Below are 25809 nucleotides of genomic sequence, written 5' to 3'. Positions count from 1 at the left end.
TTTCCGTTGAAATCCGCCCCATTTCGGCCCATATATGAAAGGCGGTGATAACCACCTGTGAGCGGCGGATACGTTTCTGGCGATCAGCACCGGGATCCGCAGACTGCGCAGGAAAAATCTTGACCTTTCCGCTGCGGTATTATATAATTATATTATGAGATCTCTATATACCTACGGAAAGGAAAAACATATGAAAAAGCTGATCACATTTATTTCCGTTCTTACGCTGATGAGTACATTTTCCGCACCATTTCCGTCATCAGCCGCAGAAAAAGTCGTCCCCGCAGACATAGATCCCGCTGCATATGAGCAGCTCATCAGACAAAGCTGGGTTACAGATCCCGATAATGACAGCATCATGACAGAAGAGGAGCTTTCACAGGCAAGCTCAATATATCTTGACCTTACAGATGTAAAAAGTATCGACTGGCTGCCGAAAGCCGCAGAATGCAGTGATCTGCACCTCCGTAACGGCAGCTTTACAGACCTGTCCGTTATAAAGGATATGAAGCTCAGCTATCTGTATATTGAAAATACTCCCGTTGAAGACCTTTCCTTCCTCAGGGATATGGACTCCCTCGACATCCTTTCCGTGAAAAAGCTGTCTCTGTCCGATATATCCTTTATCAAAGACATGAAAGAGCTTACCTACTGTGAAATACAGGAGATGGATCATATCAGCATGAGCCAGCGTCTGGAAGTCGCCAATTTCAGCAGCGACCTCACCATAGAAAAAGGCTTCTCAGAGGAAGCCTTCATGATGCCTCTGAATCTTTTCGGTCTGACTCCCGTCAGATTTGTCATTGAGGATACCGATATTGCCACAACGCCGAACCTTCCCCTTGCAGAGACAGGATACGTTGCGGAGATCTACGGCAAAAACACAGGCACCACCAATTACTCGGTATATGTGGACGATGAGAAGGTATACAGCGGAAAGATAACCGTTACCGACTGCGATGTATACTCTCCAGAACTCCATGATACAGTCCCCGATGCCAAAATATGCAACTGGTACAACGGCATATTGGATGCAGCCTGCATTTCAGACGGAGTCCTCTACGGTTTCAGCGGCGACAAAGTCATCACCCGTGCAGATGACGTAAAGGATTACAGCTTTATCCCGAAAAGCAACTCAAAAGACGACCTTGATCATGAATATATCCTGAAAAACGACGGTACGCTCCTTATTGACGGCAATGAGCTTCCCGAAAAATACAGCGGCATATGTGAAAAATACTTCTATAACGACAAAGGCGGACTCTACACCTTCTGTGATACAGGCAGTAATACCGTTACCGAGATCGCAGACGATTTCCGCGAATTCGCAGATAATTACAAATCCTTCTATATCTCCGTGAAAGGTGAGCTGATACGCTACAGCTGGAATATCGGTACGGACGGCAAGGCATACATCACAAGAACGCCCACCGGCTTCAGGGACCTTCTTGACAATAAAGGAAATTATATCCTCGATAAAGATCACGTATTATGGAAATACCCGTATTTCCTCGACGAAGAGCCCCAAAAGACAGCCGAAAACGTGGTGAAGCTGGTTCACCGTCAGACAGGCTCCTTTACAGATGAATATGTATATTTCACAGAGGACGGAAAAGTTTTCAGAGCCTCAGACGGGAAAGAGATCACATTAACTGATAAAACTTCCGCCGAGATCCTGGGTTATAAGGATAAAGGTCTTTTTACAGGAGGTATAGTCGGACTTCAGAAGGTCGGCGGCACCAAAGCTCCGGAAAAGGATAATTCCACGATCAAATACTGGATCGGAAACGACAATGTGCTCCATATAGACAATTGCGGCCGTCATTGCTCAATATCCGACGCAGAAGAGTTCATCTGCTTCAAGCAGATCCAGGGCAAGAAGGATGGCTACGCCTATTTCCTGCGTACTGACGGAAGCATATGGCAGTTCAATACATTGACAGATCAGTTCAGAGAAATGGTCAGCTGCGGCATTCCCAAAAATACCACTGTCATGGGCGATGTTAACGGTGACGGAGAAGTTCTTGTATCAGACCTTGTGGCAATGCAGAACTGGCTGCTGGGCAGAGAAGAACTGAAAGCTCCCGAAGCTGCCGACCTAAACGGCGACGGAACAGCAGATATTTTCGATCTTATAGCTCTCAGGAAAAAGCTCATATGCTAATAATACACCTGTATATAAGTTCAGCCTATTTTATGCGTTACCGGTAAACAGCAGCGTTTTCTCAGCGCTCTGTCCCAAAAATGAAAGCAATTGCTCTCGGAGAGAAATACAGAAAAGCCCCTTCTTCGGAAGGGGCTTTGTCAATAACTATTATAGATCATTCTATAAGCGTTTTTTTGCCATGTGGCATTTTTCTGCAATATATCAGAGCTTTTTCATCATCCAGTATGCGTCAAAGCTCCTGCCGTCATCAAACCTTGCGTTATCAGGCATGGTGCCGTACTTCACAAAGCCCATATCCTCATACAGGGATATGGCTTTTTCATTGTCGGCTATAACTTCCAGCTCGGCCTGCTCATAGCCTGCCTTCCTTGCTTCGTCAAGAACCGCTTCAAGCATGGCTCTGCCTATGCCTCTACCGCAGTACTCCTTATATAATGCTATGGCAATGCCGCATCTGTGTCTGTACCTTCTGTATCCGCTTATGCTCATAAGTGAGCAGTTGCCTATATGACGGCCGTTTTCCAGAGCTATCAGCAGAAGTTCCCTGTCAGAAGCCTCCTTTTTCATGATGAATTCCTTTTCCTGTTCGGGCGTCAGTGTGACCTCATCGGGATCGCATATAAGAAACGGCGTCTCCGAAGCTGTGGTCTTCAGATACCGCAGAAGTGCCTCACAGTCACTTGCTTCGGCGCTCCTGAGCTCTATTTCGCACCCTGTTCTGTCTGTTATTTTTCTTGCCTCATACCTCATGTTCCGCAGCTCCTTTTCAACGTATTCAGCATAAATATTATGATACATCAAAAAAAATTTTATGTCAACAAAAAAAATATGTCTGATTTCTTTTTACCGCTTCGTTTATACTATTGTATATCAGCAGCAGCTTTTATGCCTGTTAAACGCACAGAGCCTCCGTGCGTACAAAGCTTTTCTTCAAAGGGTATACTTAACGATCCGCCGATCGTAAAATCACTCCACCATATATGCAGCACCCCCCTGCTGCATAAACATCTGTTTAATGCTACCCCCTGGTATTGCAGGTGTAATGCCCTTTTTCATACCCTGTGCGTTTTTCTGAAAAGCTGCTGTTTGTTTACATATACAGCATTGGAAATAATGTTCCTTTAGACGCTATTTCCGGGGATTCAAAAAAAGCTCCTGCGGCATCGGCCGCGGGAGCTTTTTTTCGGTTATTTTATAATTTCAGGCTCATTAATCTGCTGTTGTTGAAATGAATACACCGTTTTCGAATACCCATTCATAGGTTCCGTAATAACCATCATTATAGAAGTATGTACCATTCAGCTTATTACCGTTCAGATCATAGCCGTAGATTGTATTACCGTTCTTCTTGAGATAAGCAGGTGTATATACACCGTTTAAATTGAGCGCGATCTGGGAATCTTTCAGGAAGAAGTAATGATCATAAATTACTATCCAGTTTGTGCCTACAGTCTTTCCGTTACCGCCATGATACTTAAACTCGTTATCAAAGAAATTAGTCTTGATATTGTTGTTCTCATCAAGCCAGAATGTCTGATCAAAGATTTTTATCTTATCGCCTGAGGCAGTAATATACTTGTTGCTAAGCTGTGTGCTGACATCAATTGCCTTGATGTGATCATAATTCAAAGCTGCAGTATTTCTCATCTGCTTCTGGAGTGCAGTCTTGCCAACAGCGCCGGCTGAGCTATATATAAGGATATTATTATCATCATCATATATGAAATAGAAGTAATCTCCTTTAACTATATGCTTACCTTTCGAATTACTAAACAAATCATATTCATCCCACACTGAAAGTGTGGATTCTTCTGAGAGGTTAGAATTGAAAATACCTTCATTCATGCCACTCACAACCTCACTGTCAGTAAGATCAATATTTTCCTGAATGCCTGTGAGAGTGTGAAGTAAACCGTATTCTGATTCTCTGATCTCTGTACTTCTGGCATCGCAGTAAGGTGTAAGATCTACTTTATACCACTTTTCACCTACTCTTACCTGATTGAGTGAGTGCTCTTCACTACCCATAAGAAGATTCTGTATACCAAGACTATCCAGAATCAGTGAATATGCCATTGATATACCGCCACACTCGGTAAAGCGTACATTCATTGCTGCATGGCCTGAATAAACAGCCTCTCTGCTCATATCCATTGTATGGTAAAGGTTATTGGGATAGAGCGAGAACTCGGTATTAGATGTGCTGTAGGTACGGTAATATGTGTTGTGTACCAGATACTTTGCAGCTAAAAGTGCCTTCTCCTTATCTGTCATATTATCAAAGCCTTTTGTCGCTCTTATCTGTGAAAGCATCTCGTCAAGCTTCTTCTGTGTCTCGCCTGCCATAAAGGGAGTTCCGTTGAATGCGGGGATATATCTGTTTACAAGAGCAGTACGTGTGCTGTTGTTTTCGTCATCGCCGCAAACCGATACATTCTGCAGATTTTTGCATTTCTTAAAAGCATAATCAGCAATAAACTCGGGAGCACTTTCAAAACGAAGTGATGTAATGTCGTCCTTGAAGACAGAATCGCCAATAATGGTTTCATTGACAGCATTTACCGCAGCAGGTATTGTAAGTTCGCCGTTCTTTATTGTATCAGCGTTTTCGATGCCGTATGCAAGTATGGTCTGTGATCTGCCCAAAGCACCTGTGCTTCTGTAGACCTTTACGCCATCTATAATATCTGAATTATTCTTTGCAAAATTTGTCTGATTAAGAGCACCGTCTTCGATAGTTATATGTGAGGGGAAAACGATCTCATTAAGAGCAGCGCAGTCATCAAATGCTCCTTTTTTGATCTTCAGAGCTGTGCTTGCAGATACCATGCCCCTGTTTGCAATGGGCTTGTTGTCCTCGTCTACCCAGTTAGGTATCCTATAATCAAAGAATTCGATCTTAGTCAGCTTAGTACAGCCTGTAAATGCTCCGTCTGCGATATTTGCAACAGGATAGATCCTGTCTGTTGCCTGATCGTATATCTCGGCAGGCACAACGATAGTTTCTGCTTCTTTATCGGAATATCTTGTTATAGTAGCAGTCAATTCCTTCATATTCACTTCATATCTGTACTTCTGCTGTATTGCCTTGAGGTATGTGCAGTAATCATCAGATGAAAGCTGAGTATTGCCTGTTATATCGTATTTCGTTTCTCCATTCTTCACATCAAATTTCGGAAGATCTGAGTTATCTGTATAACTGTCTCCATTTCGGTACTCCTCATACAGATTATTGATATATTCCTCAACCTTGGCTGCGTCCTTATAGTCGCGGAAACCGTCGCCGTTTACGTCATACTTGCTGTCGGAAAGATCGATATACAGATCTGCTACCTCATCTCTGATCTGTGCAGGTGAGATCTCCTTTGCACTTACATTCATTATATTTGCTACGGGAAGCACATTGAGTGCGGCTGCAAATATTGAAATAGCAGCCTTCATTTTGTTGTTTTTCTTCATAACAGAGTTCCTCCTGTTCAGTGTTTTCATTATTGAAAAATAATACGTTCTTAATACTGTATACAGTTAAATCTAAATACAATTATGGGTTCTATATCCGCAAAGCTGTATCTGCTTTGCCATCACCTTAACAATATTTACTGTAAGGATATTCTGATTGCACAATCTGCTATTATTATACTACATTCTGTTATAAAATCAAGGCTTTTCAGCACAAATCTGCCAATTGAATAATTGTTTGTGTTTCAGCCCGAAATAATTATTAAGATATACCAAATTACAGTTTGTTAACAAATAATATTTAACAAGCTGTTATCGTTGTGTCCGGAAATATGCGCCGATGTTGCACCGGTCTAACAAGTACACCTCTCCGCTCAGGGCTGTGTTAAGCCATGAGCGGACTGCGGAAATGCTCTTTCCCCGACTTGACAAAGCGTGCAAAACATGATATAATACCCCATGGGTTAAGCCCCGACAGTTCGTTTGCGCCATCCTGTCGTTAAACAAAACCAGGGCATCCCTATCAGCCGCAGTCTGTACTGACGGTCTGAAATTTGAGTCTGAGGATGCACTTGCCTGCGCAGGTGTTTTTTTATTTATAGGTGATAATATGTACAGATTAAAGACCTCTGCCGCTTTTGACAGCGCTCATTTCCTTGCAGGATATGAAGGAAAATGCGCGAATATCCACGGTCACCGCTGGATCATCGAAGCCGAATTCTCTGGCAGCGAGCTTATAAGGGAGGGTACCGAACGCGGTATGCTCACGGATTTCGGAGATATAAAAAATGCTGTCAGGCAGCTTGCCGACAGCTTCGACCATTCTCTTATATATGAGGAGAACTCACTCAAAGCTGCTACCATTACAGCTCTCGAAGATGAGAAATTCAGGCTCATCCCCGTCCCCTTCCGTCCTACAGCAGAAAACTTCGCGGAGTATTTCTACCGCCGCCTCAGAGCAGCGGAGCTCCCCGTAAGCAGTGTGGCTGTATACGAGACTCCCGAGAACTGCGCGGTATACGAGGAGGATATATGAGCTTTCTTGTAGTCGAAAAATTCGTCAGCATTAACGGCGAGGGACAGCGTGCAGGCGAGGCTGCTGTGTTTATACGCTTCAGGGGCTGCAATCTCAGCTGCAGCTACTGCGACACAAAATGGGCTAATTCTCCCGACGCTCCCGCGGAGTCAATGACTGCCGAAGAAATAGTGAAGTACGCTGCTTCCACGGGGATAACGGACGTTACCCTCACAGGAGGCGAACCCCTTTTGCAGCCTGAGCTCCATGTGCTCACCGATCTGCTCATCAGCTCGGGACACAGAGTCGAGATAGAGACCAACGGCAGTCAGCCCGTTGAAGGGCTTGCAAAACGTGCCCTGAGACCTTCATTCACTCTGGACTATAAGCTCCCCGACAGCGGCATGGAGTCCCGTATGCTCACCGGCAACTACTCCTTCCTGACTATGGAGGATACAGTAAAATTCGTGGCAGGAAGCCTCAGCGACCTCGAAAAGGCTTTGCTGATAATAAAAACCTACGGCCTCTGCGAAAAGTGCAGAGTCTATCTCAGTCCCGTTTTCGGGAAGATAGAGCCTGCTCAGATGGTCGATTTCATGATAAAGAACAAAATGAACAGCGTCAGGCTGCAGCTTCAGCTGCATAAATTCATCTGGCCGCCCGATATGCGCGGCGTCTGAAAGGAGCAAAAATGGATACTAAAGCAATAGAGCTACATATAAAAGGTATTCTCGAAGCTCTCGGCGAGGATCCCGAGCGTGAGGGACTGAAGGAGACTCCTCAGAGAGTTGCAAGAATGATGGAGGAGGTCTTTGAGGGAATAGGCTATACCAATCATGAGATAGCCCGTATGTTCGGAAAGACCTTCGAGGCTGCCGATGACAGCACTGCCGTTGTCATGAAGGATATTACCGTTTTCAGCTACTGCGAACACCATATGGCGCTGATGTACGATATGACCGTGGACGTTGCCTACATACCCAGAGGCCGCGTACTCGGCCTCAGCAAGATAGCAAGAATATGCGATATGGCTGCAAAAAGGCTCCAGCTCCAGGAAAGGCTGGGCAGCGATATTGCGGAGATAATCGCTGAAGCATCGGGCTCTCCCGATGTGGGTGTTGTCATAAAAGGCTCCCACAGCTGCATGACTGCCCGCGGTATAAGAAATCCCTCGTCCAGAACAGTTACCAAGACATGGCGCGGTGAGTTCAGGAACGATCCCGAGCTCAGGAAGCTCCTGGACTGATATAAGGAGGAAATATGAAAGCTCTCGTTCTGTTTAGCGGCGGCGTTGACAGCACCACTTGTCTCGGCATCGCTGTAAAAAAATACGGCGCAGATCAGGTCCTTGCACTCTCTGTCTTTTACGGTCAGAAGCACCGCAGGGAGCTTGAGGCTGCAAAAAATATCGCAGAGTATTACGGCGTTCAGCTGAAAACTCTCGACCTTTCATTGATATTCGCAGATTCAGACTGCTCACTGCTGGAAGGCTCCTCGGAGGATATCCCCCGTGAGTCCTACGCTGAGCAGCTCAGCAAGACCGACGGTGCTCCCGTGTCCACATATGTACCCTTCCGCAATGGTCTTTTCCTTTCGTCTGCCGCCAGTATCGCACTTTCCAACGGCTGCGAGGTCATATACTACGGCGCTCACAGCGACGACGCCGCAGGCAATGCCTACCCCGATTGCAGCAGCGATTTCAATGATGCCATCAATCAAGCTATTTACCTCGGCAGCGGAAAACAGCTCAGAGTGGAAGCTCCCTTCATCGGTCTTACCAAGGCTCAGGTGGTCCGCAAGGGACTTGAACTGAATGTCCCCTATCAGCTCACATGGAGCTGCTACGAGGGCAGTGACCGCCCCTGCGGAAAATGCGGCACCTGCATAGACAGAGCTGCTGCCTTTGCTGCCAACGGTATGGAAGATCCCGCTATTACGAAAGGAGTCTGAAATGACAGGAAGAAAAGACAGCGAAAAGGGCAGCATCTCCCTTCTCGGCAATAATAAGACCACGTACTCGGCTGACTACGATCCCTCGGTGCTGGAGACCTTCCCCAACAAGCACCCCGGCAACGACTACTTCGTCAAGTTCAACTGCCCCGAGTTCACAAGCCTCTGCCCTATCACGGGACAGCCGGACTTCGCAACCATATACATATCCTATGTGCCCTCCGAGAGAATGGTTGAGAGCAAGTCGCTGAAGCTGTACCTTTTCAGCTTCCGCAATCACGGTGATTTCCATGAGGACTGCGTGAATATCATCATGAAGGATCTCATAAAGCTCATGGAGCCCAAATACATCGAGGTATGGGGCAAATTCCTGCCAAGAGGCGGCATCTCCATTGATCCCTACTGCAATTACGGCATGAAGGGCACCAAATGGGAGGAGCTGGCATGGGACAGACTGGCACACCACGACCTGTATCCCGAGTCTGTTGATAACAGATGATCACCGAGAGCGTCCGCTGTTCAGCAGGCGCTCTTTCTATATTTTCGGGCAGGGCTTTTCCGCAGGATACCGCGGAAAGCTCCCTCTCCGCAAAGCGGGCGGTTATTGACAATCCGATAATAATAAGGTATAATTTCAGAAATGACAATAGCAGTATCACAAAGGGATAAGTCATTAATCTCTGAAATCGGAAGATGAATATGAAACTTGAACTTACAAACCGTATACTAAAGAACAAACGTTATCTTCAGCTGGTGAGCAGGCTGAAGGAGCTTGAACGGGACCGCATTTTCTGCGGCCACGATATGGAGCACTTCCTCAGTGTAGCACGCATAGCCCTTATCCTTTGCAGGGAAAAAGGTGTGGAAGCCGACGCAGACGTCATATACTCTGCCGCTCTTCTCCATGATATAGGCCGCGTTGAAGAGTATCTGAACGGCATCCCCCACGATGTGGCAGGTGTTGTCACTGCAGAGGAGATACTCGATGAGACAGGCTGTCCAGAGGACAAAAAAGCAGAGATAACAGGCCTTATCTCCTCCCACCGCAGAGCCGGAAGCGAAAAAAACCGCCTTGAGGAGATATTCTATACCGCAGATAAAAGATCGCGGCTGTGCTTCTGCTGCAGGGCAAAGGATGAATGTAACTGGCCGCAGTACAAAAGAAACAATGAAATAGGAGTCTGAAAATGATAATAGGAAAATACCGATTCGCTCCATACGAAAGATGCCGTATCATTGGCATACTCAATGTTACTCCCGATTCCTTCTCCGACGGCGGACGCTTTGACCGCATAGACAAGGCTCTCGAACATACCGAGCAGATGATTGCCGAGGGAATGGATATAGTTGACATCGGCGGCGAGTCAACCCGTCCCGGATATACCATGATAAGCGCCGAGGAAGAAACAGAGCGCGTGGTTCCAGTTATTGAGGCCATAAAGCAGCGCTTCGACATACCCGTATCACTCGACACATACAAGTACAAGGTGGCAGAGGCAGGCATTGCCGCAGGTGCAGACCTTATAAATGATATATGGGGGCTGAGATACGACAGCGGCGAAATGGCAGAACTGATCGCCCGTACCGGCGCGGCCTGCTGCCTTATGCACAATAGGGACAACTCCGATTATAAAAGCTTCATGGAGGATATGACCGCCGATATGAGAATCACTCTCGGCATTGCCGAAAAAGCAGGCATATCCCCCGACAGAATAATCATAGATCCGGGAGTTGGCTTCGGTAAGACCTACGAAAACAATCTGGAAGCTATTGACAGGCTGGACGTTTTCGGCAGAGAGCTTGGCTTCCCTGTACTGCTGGGAGCTTCAAGAAAATCCGTTATCGGTCTTACCCTTGACCTGCCCGCAAACGAAAGACTTGAAGGCACTCTGGCCATTACAGTGGCAGGCGTTCTGAAGGGCGCCTCGTTCATCAGGGTGCATGATATAAAAGAAAACGTCAGAGCCGTTAAAATGACAGAGGCTATAATGAGAGGATATTCAAATGGATAAGATCTGTATCGACGAACTGAAGATATTCGCTCACCACGGCGTCTTTGAGCACGAAAACATAAACGGCCAGAACTTCTATGTAAATGCGGTCCTTTACGTTGATACAGAAAAGGCAGGCATGACCGACTGCCTTGACTGCTCTGTGGATTACAGCAGGGTATGCGGTCTCATTGAAAAGGTGATGACCGAAAACACGTTCATGCTCATTGAGACAGCTGCGCAGAAAACAGCTGAGGCAATCCTGCTGGAATACAGCCTTATCGACAGCGTGGATATAGAGGTCAGAAAGCCCGAGGCGCCTATAGATATGGACTTCGGCTCGGTTTCGGTGAAGATACACCGCGGCTGGCACGATGTACTTGTGGCATTGGGCTCAAATATGGGCGACAGCCGTGCCTACATCGAAAACGGCATCAGGGCTCTGGAAGAATGTCCTCAGAACAAGGAGCTGAAGCGCTCGGAGCTCATCGTTACAAAGCCATACGGCTACACCGATCAGGACGACTTTCTCAACGGCGCTGTCAGGTTCAGGACTATGCTCTCTCCTAACGGCCTTCTAGAGCTCCTTCACGGTATAGAAAACAAGGCGGGACGCACCCGCGAGATACACTGGGGGCCGCGCACTCTCGATCTGGATATTATCTTCTACGACCATGAGGTCACAGACGAGGACGACCTGATAATCCCACACGCCGATATGCAAAACCGACGCTTTGTGCTGGCGCCTGCTGCGGAGCTCATGCCGAACTACCGTCATCCCGTGCTGGGAAAGACCGTGGCGCAGCTTCTGGCAGAGCTGAAAGAAGATGATTAATATAATCGCGGCTGTAGCTGCTAACGGAGTGATAGGCTCAGGCGGAAAAATACCATGGCATATCCCACAGGATATGAATTACTTCCGCAGGATCACCTCGGGACACATTATCATCATGGGACGCAGGAGCTTTGAGGAGATAGGCAGACCTCTGCCTGACAGACTGAATATAGTGGTCTCACGGAGCAAAAGCTTCCGCAGCAGCGGACTTATCACTGCAAAAAGCCTCAGTCAGGCTGTTGAACTTGCAGAAAAGGAAATAAAGAACGGAAAGCTCCGCCGTGAGATATTCCTTTGCGGAGGCGCAGGGATATACCGCGAAGGGCTCGGCATCGCGGACAGACTCTACCTTACGGAGCTGGACAGGGAGTACGAAGGCGATGTTTATTTCCCTCATTTCAGCGGGAAGGACTTCCGCCTTGTCTCATCGGAAAGGTACGATGAAGCAGAACTCTGCTTCAATGTATACCTGAGAAATGTCAATAGCAGGCCTTATCCGGATAAATCACAGGAGAAGTCCTGATTTCATAAAATTCAAGCTGCAATACAAAAAGCCCCTTCTTCAGAAGGGGCTTTATAATTAGTTATCATATAATCTCTCTGTATTTCTTTTATTCCTGCTTGTAGAAATAATATCCGCTGCCTTCATCCTCAACATCGTCCTTCCATGTCATAACGATGTGCTCTCCGTCCTCAGAAACACGGAGAGTTCCCGTACCGTCGGTATAGATCGTCTCGGAAGTGCAGGAGCCGTCCTCGCTGTATACGAGATGCTTCTTTACACAATCGGAATAGGTAAGCACCTGCCTGCCGTTGAACATTCCCGTGAAGTCCCACTCTGCACACTCAAATGCTGAGCCTGCCCAGTGGATATTGATATTGTAGAAGTCGCCTTTGTCGGTAACTGTGATTATGCCTCTTCCGCTGTTGCTCTCGGAATAGGTACCCTCAAAAGGATTCTTCTGCACGATAGTTTCCTCTGTTTCCTCCTGTACTGCGGCATCACTGCCTGTATCAGCTGCACTTTCTGCAGCTGATGCGGTCTCCTGCTTTGCCACGGAAGTGGTCTCGGCTTCCGCCTTAGTAGTCTTTTCCTCTGTTGCAGCGGCAGTTGTCGCAGAAGAGGTCTTCTCCTGAATATCAGAAGTTGTTACCTTAATTTCAGCGCATCCGCTGAGAAGCATGACCATTGCCATGGCCATAATCATTTTCTTTTTCATATTTTTATCTCCTTATAAAATATTTTTTTTCATAACAAAAGCCACAGGAGAACTATGTCTCCCTTGTCTTCCCTTCAAAATACATAAACGACGGAGAAAAGTAAAATGGTACATTTTCAGTAAAATTTGGCAATATACACATAGCACCGCCGCTGCCGTCAGCGCTGATTGTTGGTTTTGTCAGGGTGCATAGGCTGAAAGGAGCTTCCACGTGAGCTCATACCTGTCATTACCGCTTTCACAGCCCGTTACCACAGATATATACGTCCTGCCGCTACGGACAAATACAGCTATAAGGCAGTTGCCTGCGCTGACGGTGGTGCCTGTTTTCATGCCTACGGCCTCGGCGCAGAAATAGCTGCTGTTCCTGTCAAGGAGCTGATTGGTATTTGTCCAAGAGGCGTTCTCCCCCGAAGCAAACACAACGTTTTTGCGGCTGGTCTTTGTTATCTCCTTTATCTCGGTGACCGAATATGCATGAGCGGCAAGCTTCATAAGATCGGATACGGTGGTGTACTGCCCGCTGTCGTCCCAGCCGTCGGGATTGACGAAATTGCTGCTGTCCATGCCTATTGAAGAAGCATACTCATTCATAAGCTCAACAAAATACTCAACAGCCTGACTATCGTTCATTTCCCTGTCGGGAGTAGCTGCTCTTGCAGCCGAAACAGCCACGGTATATGCCGCATCGTTGCCCGACGCCATGAGCATACCAGTCAGCAAATCATAAAGCTTCAGGCGGTTTCCTCTCTGTATAAGGCAGAGACTTGAGCCCGGATTTACGAGGCTCTGCTCCGCGCCCACGGTTATCACCGTATCGGCACTGAGATATTTTAGAGCCACAGAGGCAGTGAGCAGCTTTGCAAGGCTGGCGGGAGCTACAGGCTCGTTTATATTCTCGGAATAGAGCAGCTCACCGTTGTTTATGCAGCCGAAAGCCGCTGCCTTACAGGAGGGAGAGCTTATTTTCACGGTCTGCGGCGAGCCGCTGAGCTTCCTGCGCATTGCCGTAAGGTCAAACACATCGGTAACGCCGTCCCTGCACAGGTCGGCTGCCCTCGGATCAACAGGCTCAGCATCAGGTGCCGCAAGGAGCCATTTTTGCAGGGCTTCAAGGTCGGCAGAATCAAAGACTCCGTCGCCGTTAACATCACCCTTGATAAAAAAGCCCTCCGCCCTTATGACGGATACCCATATAGAAGTTTTACCCCGAAGCGTTTCAAAAGCGCTTCGGGGCATTGTATTTATCTGCTCAGATAAATCAGAATTTGCCGGATTATTTTCTGCATAAACAATGCAGAATCGTTCCGTCCTCCGGCTTATAAATGTTTCCTTTTTCACAAAGGAGAACCTCAAAGCCCGCCAGCTCTGCAAACTGTATCAGATCAGCCGCTTCAAATGCCTCCCAGTATATTACGGAATCGGCAAAAGGATAGAACCTGTGATCATCCAGACAATTTGGATAATGCTCCGTCAGAAACCTGTAATCATGTGCTGAAAAACTACATAATCCGCCTTTTTTAAGGACTCTTTTACATTCTGACAAATAGTCCTTCCTGAATTTGTTTCCATACAGCAATCCAAATGTCTGCGCCCACATAATTATGACATCGAATGCTTCTGCATCGAAATTCAGATGTTCCCCATCATATTCCTGAAATGAAATATGATATCCTTTATCTGCGGACAACTGTTTTACCTGTGTGATTACTTCATTTGAAATGTCAATTCCGACTACATTATATCCAAAATCGGATAATGCAAATGCTTCTCGTCCCAAACCGCAGCCAATATCCAATATTCTGGCGCCTGGTGGAAAAAAACTGATAACCGACCGTTCCCATTCTTTCAGTGCAGGATTCCAATTTCGCATTTCATCAACATTCTTTTTTTCTTCATACCACTCTGAAACAATGCTGTTCATATCACTTTCTCCCCCCCGTCAAATTCCGATTTATATTGATAATTAATTATATCACTACTTTGACGCATTGTCAATGGAAAAGCCATAGTACTTCTGACTTTACATCAGAAATACTATGGCTTAATACTTCTATATGAGTATCGGCAGTACGGACAGAGGGCAAATTACAGCCCAGAGACATATTATCAATGCGGTTATAGCTGCTATAGGTTCAATTATCTTTTTCATAATCCGTTTCCTGTAGCTCAGTTGACAAAATAGCGGTAGAGTTCTTCAGGCATATCTGCTTCTTCCTGCCCATTTGGTCCATTCCGCCATACCCAGCGTTCCGAGAAATTCAGCTTATAGACAAGGCCGTTGCTGCCATTGATAATGCCCTCAGGTATTCCGTCGCAGGTGTAGGGACGATAATCAAGACCTTCCAGTATATTATAAAGCCACGTTGTATCCTCGGGATACCATGAAAGATAGTTGCTCCAACCAAACCCGGGTTCGTGCAGCCCGGGAGCATAGGGATTGACCGGCGCGCCAGTTGTAGTCTTTTCATCGGGATAATGCACCGCTGCGGTAGTGACAGTTACAGGCTTTGGAAGAGTGCTTGCATTTGCAGGTGAAGTTTTCCACTGAACCTCAGTCTGTGTCATGGTGGTGACTGCTGTATTATTCCTTTCTTCAGACGCTTCGGTGGTCGTAATCTCCTCATCGGCAGGCACTGTTCCAGTCACGGGCACGTTATCGGAAGAATTCTTTTTTGAAGCTGACAGCATAGCCTCAAGCTCATCCAGGGTATAGATATTGTATCCCTGCCTTGTGCGCTGGATATAGCTGCTGCAGTGCTTGTAGAGTATGCCATATTCAAGGCCGATGACCTCATAGGAGTCTTTACCCTTCGCACCTACGAAAAAGGCGTATTCCTTTCCGATAATGGGAACCTCTCCGCTCTCCACTATCTCATGATAATAGGTATTTTCCATCTCCTCCTCGGTCATATTCGTGCCGTCGCCGTACTTGCCGCCTGTCATATTCAGGAGCTCCCCTGCCTTATCCTTGTAGGAGATATAGCCGCCCACAAGATCAACTATGACCTTTTCACCTTCAGAGACCTGTCCTCTGACATCTCCCGCTGCCAGCAGGGCTATACGGGTATATGCCGTACCGCCCTTAGACTCATAGGTTATGCCGCCGACCTTTCCGAAGATGATATTATCTGAGTTTTCCGCATTGTTTTCCAGCTCTTCAATGTTAAAGGCGTAGCAGTATTCCGGCTGCAGATCCATTATCTTCTTCCCCTTGAGCTCGGCAGGAAGCTCGGGTGCCGTGAAGATCTTTTCGGGAAGAGCCTCGGTGGGCTCAGCCCTGACAGTAGTTGCCTCCGTCTCAGCTTCTGCCGCATATTCAGCAGCACTTGGCGCATTTACGGGAGTCTCCCCTTCATTCAGCTTGAAAGAGCCGTTTTTCAGTAAATGGATACCGAATGCTCCGATACCTGCGATAAGAAGCACTGACGAGGCTATAGCCGCAAATCTGTGCCATTTTATCCTGCTGTACCTCTCAACTCCCGAGACCGTAATATCATTATCAAAACCTTTTCCGACATTTTCAGGCACTTTATCGTCTGCCGAAGCTTCCTTTATAAGATCATCGTCGATCATATTTATGGCTTCGAGTATCTTCCGCTCATTCATAATCATAACCCTCTTTCCGTAAAAAGACTTTCAGTTTCTTCCTTGTCCGAAAAAGATCGGTAGCCACTGTCTTTTCGTTCATACCATAAAGCTCTGCAATGGCTGAAAGAGTATCGCCGTACCAGTAACGCCTGACGAATATCTTTCTGCGCCTTTCGTCCTGAGTCCTGAGGAAGCTGCTTATCAGCTCCGCAAGCTTTTCCGCCGAGAGTCTTTCGTCAGCTCTGTCGGGTATGCACTCAGACAGCTCTTCAAGAGATACCGTGAGTATCGGATTCCTCTTTTCCGCAGAGTTGTATCTCAGCCTGTCCAGCGCTTTGTTCTTGACTATGCGGCAAAGGTATGTCCTGAGGTCCTCGGGACACTCGGGCGGTATTTTCTGCCACAGGTCAAAATACGCCGAATTTACACATTCCTCTGTATCTTCGCGCTGAGAAAGGATATTTCCTGCGATATAAAAGCACAGCTTTTCATATTTCTGCCTCAGTTCGGCAATAGCATTTTCATCTCTTTTTCGGAACAATTCCATAATAGACGCGTCATCCATGGCATAAGCCCCCTTTCAAGAGGCATGAGGTCCTCTTACTTATTAAGTCGTATTATCTGCGGTGATATTTCACCGTGCAGAAGATTTTTTCAAGATCTCATTATGAATTCACTCAGGCTGTATGTCTATATAAAGTATATTGCACAGCAGCGATGTTGTCAATGCTTTCAGCGGACATAATGCTCCGATAAAAGCGGTTGACACATTATGGAAAGTATGATATTATCTTTTCAGTCAGACAGTATCGGAACAAAGGAGCGTAACTATGAGATTTTCCGCATACACTATGGAATACAGAGGTGATCCCGTCAGTGAAAGCCTGAGACCGAGGCACTATAAAGCCGAGGATCACCGGGAATATAAAAGGATATACGAGGACTGCTTCCATAAAATGAGGAGCTCTCTCGGACTGCCGCGGGAATGCTGCAAAAGCAGTGATGAGCTGCTTAAAAACCGTGAAAACATCTTTATTCTCGAAGAAAACGGCGCTATTATCGGTTCTGTTGCAGTATTCGACAATGAGATCGACGATCTTTTTGTAGCAAAGGAGCATCAGCGCAAGGGCATCGGCATGAGACTGCTGCGATTTGCAGTTGCCCTGCTTCAGCAGAGGAATTCCGAAAGAATAATCCTTCACGCAGCCGATGTGAACAAAGGTGCCGTGTCAATGTATCTCAGCTGCGGCTTTGTCATAACCGATGAGGAAGAGATAATAAGATGATTAAACCGCGTGAGAAGGATATAGTACTTTAACTCAAAACCTTATATAAAAACCTCCCATACAGAAGTTTTGCCCCGAAGCGGATAAAGAACGCTTCGGGGCAGTGTGTTTTATCTGATTATAAAGATAGATCAGGATTGTCATATCTTATATTTTATAGTATTTTCTGCATTACTATCGCATCTTTAAACGTCCCGTTTACATAAAAATAGTTTTTATATATCCCTATATCAATAAATCCCATTTTATGATACAAAGCAATAGCACCTGCATTATCAGTAATTACTTCCAGTTCTATAATTCTGATATTTATCTTCTTTGCCTGCTCGAAAATCCTTTTTATCATTTCTGTTCCTATTCCCTGATTCCAGTGATCCTTTCTTACTGAGATCGAGAATTTAGCCCTGTGATGAATTCTGGCCGGATAATATCCCTCTAATTCGGCTCTCGCAATAATCTGCTCGTTTTCAAGAGCTATCAGGACAATACTATTCTCCGAATCCTTGCTCATGGCTAATTTTCGTTTTACGCCTTCGATCGGAACAAGAAATTCATTTTCTCCGTGCAGCAAATTATCGGATTCTCCGCCTACCTGATTAAGATATAAGATCATGTTCTCTGCATCATCCGGAACAGCCTCTCTGATTATATATGTATTATCCATTTAATCCCTTAAACCTCCTTTATAACCGTATCTTCTTTAATCTTTTTTCTATCGCAGACTAAGCACATATATTGACCTGCACAAATTCCGGTTTATATTGTAAGCATTATAGCATAGCCCTGCCCCACTGTCAGCAGAGACACCTTAGTACTTCTGACAGCATATCAGAAATACTACGCGCAAAGCTTATGTATCAGAGCTTGCCGAGAGCGTGCTTTGCGGCTATCATGCCAAAGGTATAGCATCTTCCCAGAGAAAGTCCTGTCTGATGGAAGGGATAATCTGCTCCACCGTAGAACGGTCCGCCCAGATTTCCCGCGCAGTAAAGTCCCTCTATGGGCTTGCCGTCCGCACCTAGAGCCTGAGCATTCTCGTTGGTGATGACTCCCGAGACCTCGGCAGAAACACGGATATGCTTTCTTGCTCCCCAGAAAGGAGCTTTTTCTATTTTGTGCATATACTTCGCAGGCTTGCCGAAGTCAGTATCGCAGCCCTTTTCGCATAGCTCGTTGTAGCGGTCTACGGAAGCCTTCATCTTGTCGAAGGGTATGCCAAGCTCGCCTGCCAGCTCCTCAAGGGTATCGCATCTGTGAAGATCTATGAGGTTCCTGAACACGCCCTGCGGCTCCTCAACCGCTCCCGGTATGAACTTCTCCATAACAAAGGGCGGAACACAGCCGTCAACAAAGCTGTCCCTGTCCCATTCCGTGTAGCTGCTGTCATAAACAGCGCAGTACCAGCCTCTGGAGCCTTCACTGTGTTCGGGATCGAGCATCGTCCCCTTGAATTTCGGCTGATACTTCAGCAGGTTTCCCATATAAACGAAGCCCGTATACTCATTGGTGAAGCGCTCGCCGTTCATATTGAGGTAGAGGAAGGGCTCCTCGAACATGAGGGCAGAGTCAAAATCGTGCATCATCTTGGTGTGGCCGAGAGCTTCCATTCTGGCGCCTGCGCTTATGGCAAGGATATGGCCGTCGCCTGTCTTGCCGTGCTGCTTCTTGTCAAACTCCGCAATATCAGGACACCAGCGCTTTACCATGGACGGGTTGTTGGTATAATCGCCTGTTGCAAGTATCACTGCCTTCGAGGCGTTGAACTGTATGTACCTTCCGTCCTTGTCCTTTGCGATAACGCCTGACACTCTGCCGCCGTCCATTACGAGTTTTACGGCAGGAGTTGAGAAATATGCGTGCAGATTTTCATACTTTGCCATGATATTATTGAGGACGTTATGAAGCGCATTGCCTACATTAAGCGGCTTGGGGCCTATCCACGGAGCCCAGAAATAGCAGTGGTCATCGCCGTAGTCGTAGCTGTTCATACGATCCTTCCATACGCCTGTAAAATCGCCGCTGGTGCTCCTGAAGGCGCAGAGCCTATCACCGTCGTTGAGAAGTTTTGCACTGTCAGTGTTGCTGTCCACCTTGCTGCCGTCGCCGTACTCTGTCTCATTAGTGAGACCGGCACGGTTGAGGAACCACATCATGGCTTCCTCGGAATTCTCGGCATAGGCGCGGAGCTGCTTTGTATCGGCTCTCCAGTCGCAGAGACTGTTGGTATGATGTATCCACTTGGCTATTCCTGCCTCAGTGGAACGTGACTTTATTATAGCAGAGCCGCAGTTGCCCTGAGATACCACCGTCTGCTCCTTCTGAAGTATGGCGGTCTTTGCTCCGAGCTCGGCTGCCCAACCTGCCGCAGGAACTCCCGAAGCACCTGCTCCAACTACAACTATTTCGTAATCCTTGATAATATCAGGCTTGATATCGCCGATCTCACAGCATGAATCGCTTATCTCGGGATATGTGAGCCCATTGGGAATGTTTTCGCTGATACTGTTCATGTGCTTTATACCTTCTTTTATATATGATATATTATAATTATATCACTCTGTTCTGCTTTTTTCAATACATTCCCGTGCAAAATCCCCTGCCCTATACATATTTCCTTGACATTGAACGGGTTTGATGTTAGATTATTATATAGGAGTCTCTGCGGTGCCACGCGCCTTTGTTCATTCCGCAGATGCTCCGCAAAAAAGCTCCTCAGAAAAAATTTTTCGCAAAAGTGTGACAGTTGGTCGCCGGCACTTGAATGTTATTTATGAAAGCACAACTCCATGGAACACTTTCAACTCATCAGGAGGATAATGATGACAGGCAAAGAATACTGCACCATATACAAAAGATCGCGTGACGCGGCATACGACGCACTTTTTGAAAATTACTGCGATTATGTATATGCGATAGTCTACAACAAGCTCAGAAGCACAGCTTCGAGAGAAGACATTGAGGAATGTGTCAGCGATATTTTTGCGGACGTTTTCTTCGGATATGATACCGAAAGCAGCAACGGCAGCGACATGAAGGGCTACATAGGCACTGTTGCAAAACGCCGCGCTATCAATGCTTTTCACAGTCTTGCCGCTAAAAACGGACACTTCTCCGACAATTCCGAGGACGAGCTTTTCAGTATCGGCTCGGATGAGGATATTGAAGCTGATTCCGATTTGGCTGAAACACGCAGTATTCTCATTAGCAAGATCAACGAGCTCGGCGAACCTGATTCAACTATCCTGATCCAGAAATACTACTACGACCGATCTTCTTCAGAGATAGCGAAGCTGCTTTCAATGAAGGCTTCCGCAGTAAGAATGAGAGCTGCAAGAGCACTTGAAAAGCTGAAAACCACCCTGGCTGCTGCCGGTATCATGATATAAGGAGATGCGGACGATGAGAGATGAGCGTAAATTAGATATGCTTGAGAATGCAGACGACAAGACAATCGAGCTCCTTTCGGGAGTTCCTGTCCTCTCCAAAGAAGAAAAAGCGAGGATGCTGGCTATGAGTAAGAAAAAGCTGGATAAAATGAACAAAGAAAGAAATATAAACATAAGTGAAAGTGCAGACGAGGTAAGCGGAGTTGAGCGCTATCAGCGTCCGAAATGGCACAAGTTCGCCGCTCTGGCAGCCTGTCTTGTGCTTGCGGGAGGCATTGCAGGCACCGCTCTTAACATGAACAGGGGACGCAAAAACACTTCGGATACCGCCAATGAGCCCACTACGATCAATACCACCTCAGAGGACGCAACAGGCACCTCTGCCGCAGATCATACTCCTGATGATGAGGAAATGACGGATATCAGAGAAGAAGCGGCGGTTCTTCTGACAAAGCTTTACAATCTCAACTCTGTCTTAAACGGCACACCTGACGGAATAGAACTTGACGCAAACGATACTTTTACAGAATACGGAATTGTTTACAAAAGAGTCACAGGCGAATGGAACAACAAACAGGAGCTGAGGAATTATCTCAGTACCTTTCTTGCAGGTGAGTATTTCAGAAAATGTGATGACCGGATGTTCTCTTCTGAATATTTTCCTTTTGTACGCTTCACAGAGAATGACGGTAAACTGTACTTCAATGAAAGCAAAAATGAAAGCAGTGATCTGAGCCTTCCCCTCAACGTGGATATAAATGACTTTAAAATCTGCAATTATAACGGCAGCAGCTTCGATCTTACTATGGATTATGGGGGCATTAATGATTATGTCGGGGTAAACCTCCACGTTATGCTTGTAGGCGGACACTGGAAGATCAGCAACGAATCGCTGGTCAAAGACAACGATGTGACTATACGCAATGAAAAGGTCGAGATCGCAAACGAAGTGATCGCTCACTATCAGGCTATCGAACAGATGGCCAACGGCATGGGTATCCAGGTCAACAAGGATAAATCTTTCAAATACAACAACGACACCGAAGAATCAGTCTATAACGAAGTTGTAAATTCAAGCTTCAGAACTCTCGAAGATGTTAAAGAATATGTGACAGATCATATAGCAGAACCTATGCTCAGCCAGTCTTACACATTTATCTATGACAGCGAGAAATATAATGATTCAATGTTCAAGGAAATAAACGGAAAGCTGTACTTCAAGGAGTGTATCGGCAGTATCTTCCTTGATCTTGCAGACGATGTCTCTGTATACGATTTTTCCGACGACTCACTGGACATAAGAGTCCGCAATCGTATTCAGTACAGTAGCAGCACCGGTATCCATTACGATTCGGAGTACCTGATATTACGCATGATACTCGAGGACGGCAAATGGAAGCTTAAAGATTTTGAGAACTATGAGGCACTGAGACCGTACAATCCAGAAAACGGCGATCCCGAAACCATCGCACAGGAAACGATAAACGGCTTTAACCAACTGCTGGCTCTGTCTAAGGGCATAGACATCGAAAAAGACAGCAGCGACACCTTAAAGTTGGATTTTCCGCAGCTGCCAGACAATCCTCACGTTACATATGAAAGAGTTACCGATCCCGAGTTTACTTCCATAAGGGATATCGAGAAATATTTCTCTGAACGTACATACGGCGCAATGCAGGCTAATTTCATGGACGAATGTATGGAATATCCCGACGCACCATGCAACCGTATCCCGACTTACGTTGAACAGGACGGCAAGCTCTACTGCTATACCGACGAATCAGTCTTCGATTTATATTCATCAGGTGCTTACAACTTTACAGGAAAAACAGAGATCGTAAAGACAACAGAATCAACTATCACATTCAGAGCATGTGTCGACGAGCCCGAGCTCGGAGAAGAGTGGATGCTCATATTCCTCAGATTAGAGAACGGAAAGTGGAAGATCTCCTCCAGAAAATACCTTTAATGCTGACGCCGCTGATAATTTATCAGCGGCGCTTCTTTTGGCATATAATAAAAACCGACGCTGTCCGTAATGGACAGCGTCAGCTGTTTTTATAGTATCATGTTTTCATTCTGTGGATAAACTTATATTACTTGAAAGCGTATCTCATGAATGTGTAGAGATGAGGCTTTACAGAATCTCCGCCATGTCCGCCGCCGGGGATAGACTGGTAAACGTGCTCAACGCCGTTCTTTGTCAGTATATCGCTGTACTGCTTGGGGAATGTACCAACAACTGAGTCGTTTGTACCACCTGTGATCATGAATACAGCAGGCTCGGGACCTACGTTTCTGAACTTCATCTCGCTCTCCTGCATACAACCGGGATGTGTCATGAACATATCTGTTGCAGGTGTGATTCCGGGAGCGGGACAAGCACCGCCTACATAACCGAAGAGGTCAGGACGCATAAGACCAATGTAGATAGCCTCACGGCCTCCCATTGAAAATCCTGTGATAGCTCTGTTCTCGCGGCCTGTCTTTACAGAGTAGTTAGCCTCGATGAAAGGAATAAGGCTGTCAGAGATATCATAGAGGAAGTTGTCGTATGCAGCGCAGGTCTCCTGGTTGATACCGAAACCGCCGCCGCCGTTGCCGTTCTTGCTTGTGTACTGGCTGGGAAGAACGATGATCATTTCCTCAGCCTGGCCGCTTGAAGTAAGGCCTGCAAGAAGCTCCTGAACGCCCATACCGCTTACCATGCTGTTTTCGTCACCGCCGATACCGTGGAGAACGTACATTACAGGGTACTGCTTGCTTGCATTATAGTTAGGAGGAAGAATTACATTACAGCTCTTCTGTCCGCCTGTGAATTTACAGTTATAGGTCTTCTTCTCAACCTTGCAGCCGCCGCTCTTCTCTGCTCCTGCGGGAACAGATGTAGGCATATCCTGTCTGATCTTTGCATTCAGACCTGATGTTGCATTACCGCCGTTGCCGGGATCTGAGCCTATATTGCTGTTATTGTCATTATTGAATCCGCCGGCCATGCCGCTCCAGTCAATGTTGCCGCCCTGCTGGCCCTGATTGTTCCAGTCAAAGCCGCCGCCCTGCTGGCCCATGCTGCTCCAGTCGAAGCCGCCTTGCTGACCCTGGTTGTTCCAGTCAAAGCCGCCCTGCTGGCCCATATTGCCCCAGTCAAAGCCGCCTTGCTGACCCTGGTTGTTCCAGTCGTTGTTCTGGTTCTGGTTATTCCACTGGTTCCAGTTGTTGTTATTGTCCCAACCGTTCCAAGCGTTCTGCTGGTTGTTGTTCTGGTTGTTCCAATCGTTATTCTGGCCGCCCCAGTTGTTCCAGTCATTGTTCTGGCCCTGGCTGTTCCAGTCGAAGCCGCCCTGCTGACCCCAGTTATTCCAGTCGTTGTTCTGGTTCTGGTTATTCCACTGGTTCCAGTCATTATTCTGGTTCTGATTATTCCAGTCCCAACCATTGTTCTGCTGCTGGTTGTTCCACTGGTTGTTCTGATCCCACTGGTTCCAGTTGTTGTTATTGTCCCAGCCGTTCCATGTGTTCTGCTGGTTGTTGTTCTGGTTGTTCCAATCCCAGTTGTTGTTCTGGTTGTTCCAGTTATTCCAGTCGTTGTTCTGGCCCTGGTTATTCCACTGGTTCCAGTCGTTATTCTGCTGTCCCCAGTTGTTCCAGTCGTTGTTCTGGTTCTGGTTATTCCACTGGTTCCAGTCATTATTCTGCTGTCCCCAGTTGTTCCAGTCGTTGTTCTGATTCTGATTATTCCACTGATTCCAGTCGTTATTCTGCTGCTGGTTGTTCCACTGGTTGCTCTGATCCCACTGGTTCCAGTTATTGTTGTTATCCCAGCCGTTCCAAGCATTCTGCTGGTTATTGTTCTGGTTATTCCAGTCAAAGCCGCCGTTCTGCTGACCCATACTGCCCCAGTCCCAGCCATTGTTCTGCTGCTGACCCTGGTTGTTCCAGTCAAAACCGCCCTGATTGTTCCAGTCGAAGCCGCCATTCTGCTGACTCCACTGATTCCAGTCGTTGTTCTGATTCTGGTTGTTCCAGTCGAAGCCGCCGTTCTGCTGTCCCCAGTTGCTCCAGTCATTGTTCTGGTTGTTCCAGTCGTTATTCTGCTGCTGGTTGTTGTTCTGCTGGTTCCAGTCGTTGTTCTGCTGCTGAGCACCGTTATCGGAAGAGCCTCCCTGTGTAACGTTAACGCTCTTTACATTTGCAGAACCGTTTGAACGGTAACCCTCGATATTGAGTGAAACCTCGTAAAGTGTACCGGACATATCGAGACCTGCTGCACTCCATGCGTCAAAATGCTTGGTTACATCGATCGTTCCCTTCATGTAGTTGGTCTGGTTGTTTGCAGAACCGCTTGTCTGACGAACGCTCCAGTACTGAGGGAATGTTGCTGTACCATCCAGTGAAGGCTGGTTGTAACGCATTGTCTTGCGAATGTCATAGGTATTTCCGTTAGCTGTAACAGTACCCTTGACTTCGCCATCGTTTCCGGGTGGTCTCCAGTCGCCCCAACCTTCAACGATGTAATATTCCATGAGAGGATTTCTTGTCCATCCATATACGCACATATATGAATTTCCTCTTGGTGTGTACTCTACATCATAAGTAAGAACGATGTTTCCGAAAGCCTTGTAATTCTTCTTCTGGCTGTCGTAGTTTTTGCCCATACGAGCGAGGAAGTTCTCGATATTGCTCCAAGAACATGTGAAAGAACCTGCACCGGGATTCATTGAGGCCTGGCCCTGTCCGTTCTGATTCCACATCTCGTAGTCGAAGCCGCCGATGTTACCTCTTGTCTGCTGATCAGCAGCTGAAGCAACGACAGGCATGCTTGTTGCGATCATCAGTGCAGATACTGTTCCGCCGATGATCTTTCTGAACGTTTTCATTTTCACTTTGATCACTCCTTCTGAGTTGTTTT

The 25809-nt window shown here is 46.7% G+C and carries 23 protein-coding genes; 13 read left to right on the top strand and 10 right to left on the bottom strand.

The window, feature by feature from the left end:
- Positions 1 to 190 precede the first annotated feature (190 nt).
- A complete protein-coding gene (locus RF007C_RS15215) occupies positions 191 to 2164 on the top strand; it encodes a dockerin type I repeat-containing protein (RefSeq protein ID WP_037301328.1) in 1974 nt (657 codons plus the stop codon).
- 204 nt (positions 2165 to 2368) lie between these two features.
- Here RF007C_RS15215 and RF007C_RS15210 read toward each other — a convergent pair whose 3' ends face one another.
- On the bottom strand, positions 2369 to 2917 hold the full coding sequence (locus RF007C_RS15210) for a GNAT family N-acetyltransferase (protein ID WP_037301326.1): 549 nt from the start codon (positions 2915 to 2917) through the stop codon (positions 2369 to 2371).
- Between the two features lie 459 nt (positions 2918 to 3376).
- Entirely contained in the window at positions 3377 to 5626 is a 2250-nt protein-coding gene (locus RF007C_RS15205) for a leucine-rich repeat protein (protein WP_037301323.1), read from the bottom strand.
- A 610-nt stretch (positions 5627 to 6236) separates the two neighbouring features.
- On the opposite strand from RF007C_RS15205, the gene queD reads away from it, so the two are divergent.
- The 9 genes from queD to RF007C_RS15160 all read left to right on the top strand — a co-directional run bounded on the left by queD (position 6237) and on the right by RF007C_RS15160 (position 11940).
- Positions 6237 to 6662, top strand: coding sequence for a 6-carboxytetrahydropterin synthase QueD (gene queD, locus RF007C_RS15200; RefSeq protein WP_019680515.1), 426 nt, complete (start codon positions 6237 to 6239; stop codon positions 6660 to 6662).
- Complete coding sequence (gene queE / locus RF007C_RS15195; protein ID WP_037301321.1) at positions 6659 to 7321, top strand: putative 7-carboxy-7-deazaguanine synthase QueE; 663 nt, start codon at positions 6659 to 6661, stop codon at positions 7319 to 7321. The genes queD and queE overlap by 4 nt, the downstream gene beginning before the upstream one ends.
- Positions 7322 to 7332: 11 nt before the next feature.
- On the top strand, positions 7333 to 7887 hold the full coding sequence (gene folE, locus RF007C_RS15190) for a GTP cyclohydrolase I (protein ID WP_037301319.1): 555 nt from the start codon (positions 7333 to 7335) through the stop codon (positions 7885 to 7887).
- Positions 7888 to 7901: 14 nt separating this feature from the next.
- Positions 7902 to 8591: a 7-cyano-7-deazaguanine synthase QueC gene (gene queC, locus RF007C_RS15185; RefSeq protein WP_037301318.1), complete on the top strand. Its 690-nt coding sequence runs from the start codon at positions 7902 to 7904 to the stop codon at positions 8589 to 8591.
- 1 nt (position 8592) lies between these two features.
- Positions 8593 to 9090 (top strand): preQ(1) synthase, encoded by a 498-nt coding sequence (gene queF / locus RF007C_RS15180; RefSeq protein ID WP_019680519.1) that lies wholly within the window; start codon positions 8593 to 8595, stop codon positions 9088 to 9090.
- 200 nt (positions 9091 to 9290) lie between these two features.
- Positions 9291 to 9776 (top strand): HD domain-containing protein, encoded by a 486-nt coding sequence (locus RF007C_RS15175; RefSeq protein ID WP_037301317.1) that lies wholly within the window; start codon positions 9291 to 9293, stop codon positions 9774 to 9776.
- Between the two features lie 2 nt (positions 9777 to 9778).
- On the top strand, positions 9779 to 10603 hold the full coding sequence (gene folP / locus RF007C_RS15170; protein ID WP_037301316.1) for a dihydropteroate synthase: 825 nt from the start codon (positions 9779 to 9781) through the stop codon (positions 10601 to 10603).
- Positions 10596 to 11417 (top strand): 2-amino-4-hydroxy-6-hydroxymethyldihydropteridine diphosphokinase, encoded by an 822-nt coding sequence (folK, locus tag RF007C_RS15165; RefSeq protein ID WP_019680523.1) that lies wholly within the window; start codon positions 10596 to 10598, stop codon positions 11415 to 11417. Before folP ends, folK begins: the two co-directional genes overlap by 8 nt.
- Positions 11410 to 11940 carry a dihydrofolate reductase gene (locus tag RF007C_RS15160; RefSeq protein ID WP_051456716.1) on the top strand — a complete coding sequence of 177 codons (531 nt, stop codon included), beginning with the start codon at positions 11410 to 11412 and terminating at the stop codon, positions 11938 to 11940. The genes folK and RF007C_RS15160 overlap by 8 nt, the downstream gene beginning before the upstream one ends.
- Positions 11941 to 12028: 88 nt before the next feature.
- Here the strand turns inward: RF007C_RS15160 and RF007C_RS15155 are convergent, their stop codons facing one another.
- The 5 genes from RF007C_RS15155 to RF007C_RS15135 all read right to left on the bottom strand — a co-directional run bounded on the left by RF007C_RS15155 (position 12029) and on the right by RF007C_RS15135 (position 16793).
- Positions 12029 to 12637, bottom strand: a complete 609-nt coding sequence (locus RF007C_RS15155; protein ID WP_037301315.1) for a hypothetical protein — start codon at positions 12635 to 12637, stop codon at positions 12029 to 12031.
- Positions 12638 to 12817: 180 nt separating this feature from the next.
- Positions 12818 to 13876 carry a dockerin type I domain-containing protein gene (locus RF007C_RS15150; RefSeq protein ID WP_051456715.1) on the bottom strand — a complete coding sequence of 353 codons (1059 nt, stop codon included), beginning with the start codon at positions 13874 to 13876 and terminating at the stop codon, positions 12818 to 12820.
- A 37-nt stretch (positions 13877 to 13913) separates the two neighbouring features.
- Positions 13914 to 14561, bottom strand: coding sequence for a class I SAM-dependent methyltransferase (locus RF007C_RS15145; RefSeq protein WP_037301314.1), 648 nt, complete (start codon positions 14559 to 14561; stop codon positions 13914 to 13916).
- 245 nt (positions 14562 to 14806) lie between these two features.
- A complete protein-coding gene (locus RF007C_RS15140; protein WP_037301312.1) occupies positions 14807 to 16246 on the bottom strand; it encodes a hypothetical protein in 1440 nt (479 codons plus the stop codon).
- Positions 16239 to 16793, bottom strand: coding sequence for an RNA polymerase sigma factor (locus RF007C_RS15135; protein ID WP_019680525.1), 555 nt, complete (start codon positions 16791 to 16793; stop codon positions 16239 to 16241). The genes RF007C_RS15140 and RF007C_RS15135 overlap by 8 nt, the downstream gene beginning before the upstream one ends.
- Positions 16794 to 17058: 265 nt before the next feature.
- Here RF007C_RS15135 and RF007C_RS15130 point away from each other — a divergent pair, with 265 nt between their 5' ends.
- Positions 17059 to 17514, top strand: a complete 456-nt coding sequence (locus RF007C_RS15130; RefSeq protein WP_019680526.1) for a GNAT family N-acetyltransferase — start codon at positions 17059 to 17061, stop codon at positions 17512 to 17514.
- 154 nt (positions 17515 to 17668) lie between these two features.
- Here RF007C_RS15130 and RF007C_RS15125 read toward each other — a convergent pair whose 3' ends face one another.
- Together RF007C_RS15125 and RF007C_RS15120 are read right to left on the bottom strand one after the other, a co-directional pair.
- A complete protein-coding gene (locus RF007C_RS15125; RefSeq protein ID WP_037301310.1) occupies positions 17669 to 18178 on the bottom strand; it encodes a GNAT family N-acetyltransferase in 510 nt (169 codons plus the stop codon).
- 193 nt (positions 18179 to 18371) lie between these two features.
- Positions 18372 to 20024, bottom strand: a complete 1653-nt coding sequence (locus tag RF007C_RS15120) for an FAD-dependent oxidoreductase (RefSeq protein WP_037301308.1) — start codon at positions 20022 to 20024, stop codon at positions 18372 to 18374.
- Between the two features lie 309 nt (positions 20025 to 20333).
- Between RF007C_RS15120 and RF007C_RS15115 the strand changes: the two genes are divergently transcribed.
- Entirely contained in the window at positions 20334 to 20900 is a 567-nt protein-coding gene (locus RF007C_RS15115; RefSeq protein ID WP_037301306.1) for a sigma-70 family RNA polymerase sigma factor, read from the top strand.
- A gap of 13 nt (positions 20901 to 20913) precedes the next feature.
- Positions 20914 to 22869: a hypothetical protein gene (locus tag RF007C_RS15110; RefSeq protein WP_037301304.1), complete on the top strand. Its 1956-nt coding sequence runs from the start codon at positions 20914 to 20916 to the stop codon at positions 22867 to 22869.
- Positions 22870 to 22996: 127 nt separating this feature from the next.
- Here the strand turns inward: RF007C_RS15110 and RF007C_RS16740 are convergent, their stop codons facing one another.
- Positions 22997 to 25777 carry a glycoside hydrolase family 11 protein gene (locus RF007C_RS16740; protein ID WP_152537183.1) on the bottom strand — a complete coding sequence of 927 codons (2781 nt, stop codon included), beginning with the start codon at positions 25775 to 25777 and terminating at the stop codon, positions 22997 to 22999.
- Positions 25778 to 25809 lie beyond the last annotated feature (32 nt).

The organism is Ruminococcus flavefaciens 007c (genome assembly GCF_000571935.1).
GTDB lineage: Bacteria > Bacillota > Clostridia > Oscillospirales > Ruminococcaceae > Ruminococcus > Ruminococcus flavefaciens_F.
The sequence above is the reverse complement of the archived record's forward strand: the minus strand, read 5'-3'. Positions and strand labels throughout refer to the sequence as shown.

Bases quoted from the DNA above. Each gene is read 5' to 3' on its own strand.
- RF007C_RS15215 (WP_037301328.1), top strand. From the start codon at position 191: ATGAAAAAGCTGATCACATTTATTTCCGTTCTTACGCTGATGAGTACA.
- RF007C_RS15210 (WP_037301326.1), bottom strand. From the start codon at position 2,917: ATGAGGTATGAGGCAAGAAAAATAACAGACAGAACAGGGTGCGAAATA.
- RF007C_RS15205 (WP_037301323.1), bottom strand. From the start codon at position 5,626: ATGAAGAAAAACAACAAAATGAAGGCTGCTATTTCAATATTTGCAGCC.
- queD (WP_019680515.1), top strand. From the start codon at position 6,237: ATGTACAGATTAAAGACCTCTGCCGCTTTTGACAGCGCTCATTTCCTT.
- queE (WP_037301321.1), top strand. From the start codon at position 6,659: ATGAGCTTTCTTGTAGTCGAAAAATTCGTCAGCATTAACGGCGAGGGA.
- folE (WP_037301319.1), top strand. From the start codon at position 7,333: ATGGATACTAAAGCAATAGAGCTACATATAAAAGGTATTCTCGAAGCT.
- queC (WP_037301318.1), top strand. From the start codon at position 7,902: ATGAAAGCTCTCGTTCTGTTTAGCGGCGGCGTTGACAGCACCACTTGT.
- queF (WP_019680519.1), top strand. From the start codon at position 8,593: ATGACAGGAAGAAAAGACAGCGAAAAGGGCAGCATCTCCCTTCTCGGC.
- RF007C_RS15175 (WP_037301317.1), top strand. From the start codon at position 9,291: ATGAAACTTGAACTTACAAACCGTATACTAAAGAACAAACGTTATCTT.
- folP (WP_037301316.1), top strand. From the start codon at position 9,779: ATGATAATAGGAAAATACCGATTCGCTCCATACGAAAGATGCCGTATC.
- folK (WP_019680523.1), top strand. From the start codon at position 10,596: ATGGATAAGATCTGTATCGACGAACTGAAGATATTCGCTCACCACGGC.
- RF007C_RS15160 (WP_051456716.1), top strand. From the start codon at position 11,410: ATGATTAATATAATCGCGGCTGTAGCTGCTAACGGAGTGATAGGCTCA.
- RF007C_RS15155 (WP_037301315.1), bottom strand. From the start codon at position 12,637: ATGAAAAAGAAAATGATTATGGCCATGGCAATGGTCATGCTTCTCAGC.
- RF007C_RS15150 (WP_051456715.1), bottom strand. From the start codon at position 13,876: ATGCCCCGAAGCGCTTTTGAAACGCTTCGGGGTAAAACTTCTATATGG.
- RF007C_RS15145 (WP_037301314.1), bottom strand. From the start codon at position 14,561: ATGAACAGCATTGTTTCAGAGTGGTATGAAGAAAAAAAGAATGTTGAT.
- RF007C_RS15140 (WP_037301312.1), bottom strand. From the start codon at position 16,246: ATGAATGAGCGGAAGATACTCGAAGCCATAAATATGATCGACGATGAT.
- RF007C_RS15135 (WP_019680525.1), bottom strand. From the start codon at position 16,793: ATGGATGACGCGTCTATTATGGAATTGTTCCGAAAAAGAGATGAAAAT.
- RF007C_RS15130 (WP_019680526.1), top strand. From the start codon at position 17,059: ATGAGATTTTCCGCATACACTATGGAATACAGAGGTGATCCCGTCAGT.
- RF007C_RS15125 (WP_037301310.1), bottom strand. From the start codon at position 18,178: ATGGATAATACATATATAATCAGAGAGGCTGTTCCGGATGATGCAGAG.
- RF007C_RS15120 (WP_037301308.1), bottom strand. From the start codon at position 20,024: ATGAACAGTATCAGCGAAAACATTCCCAATGGGCTCACATATCCCGAG.
- RF007C_RS15115 (WP_037301306.1), top strand. From the start codon at position 20,334: ATGACAGGCAAAGAATACTGCACCATATACAAAAGATCGCGTGACGCG.
- RF007C_RS15110 (WP_037301304.1), top strand. From the start codon at position 20,914: ATGAGAGATGAGCGTAAATTAGATATGCTTGAGAATGCAGACGACAAG.
- RF007C_RS16740 (WP_152537183.1), bottom strand. From the start codon at position 25,777: ATGAAAACGTTCAGAAAGATCATCGGCGGAACAGTATCTGCACTGATG.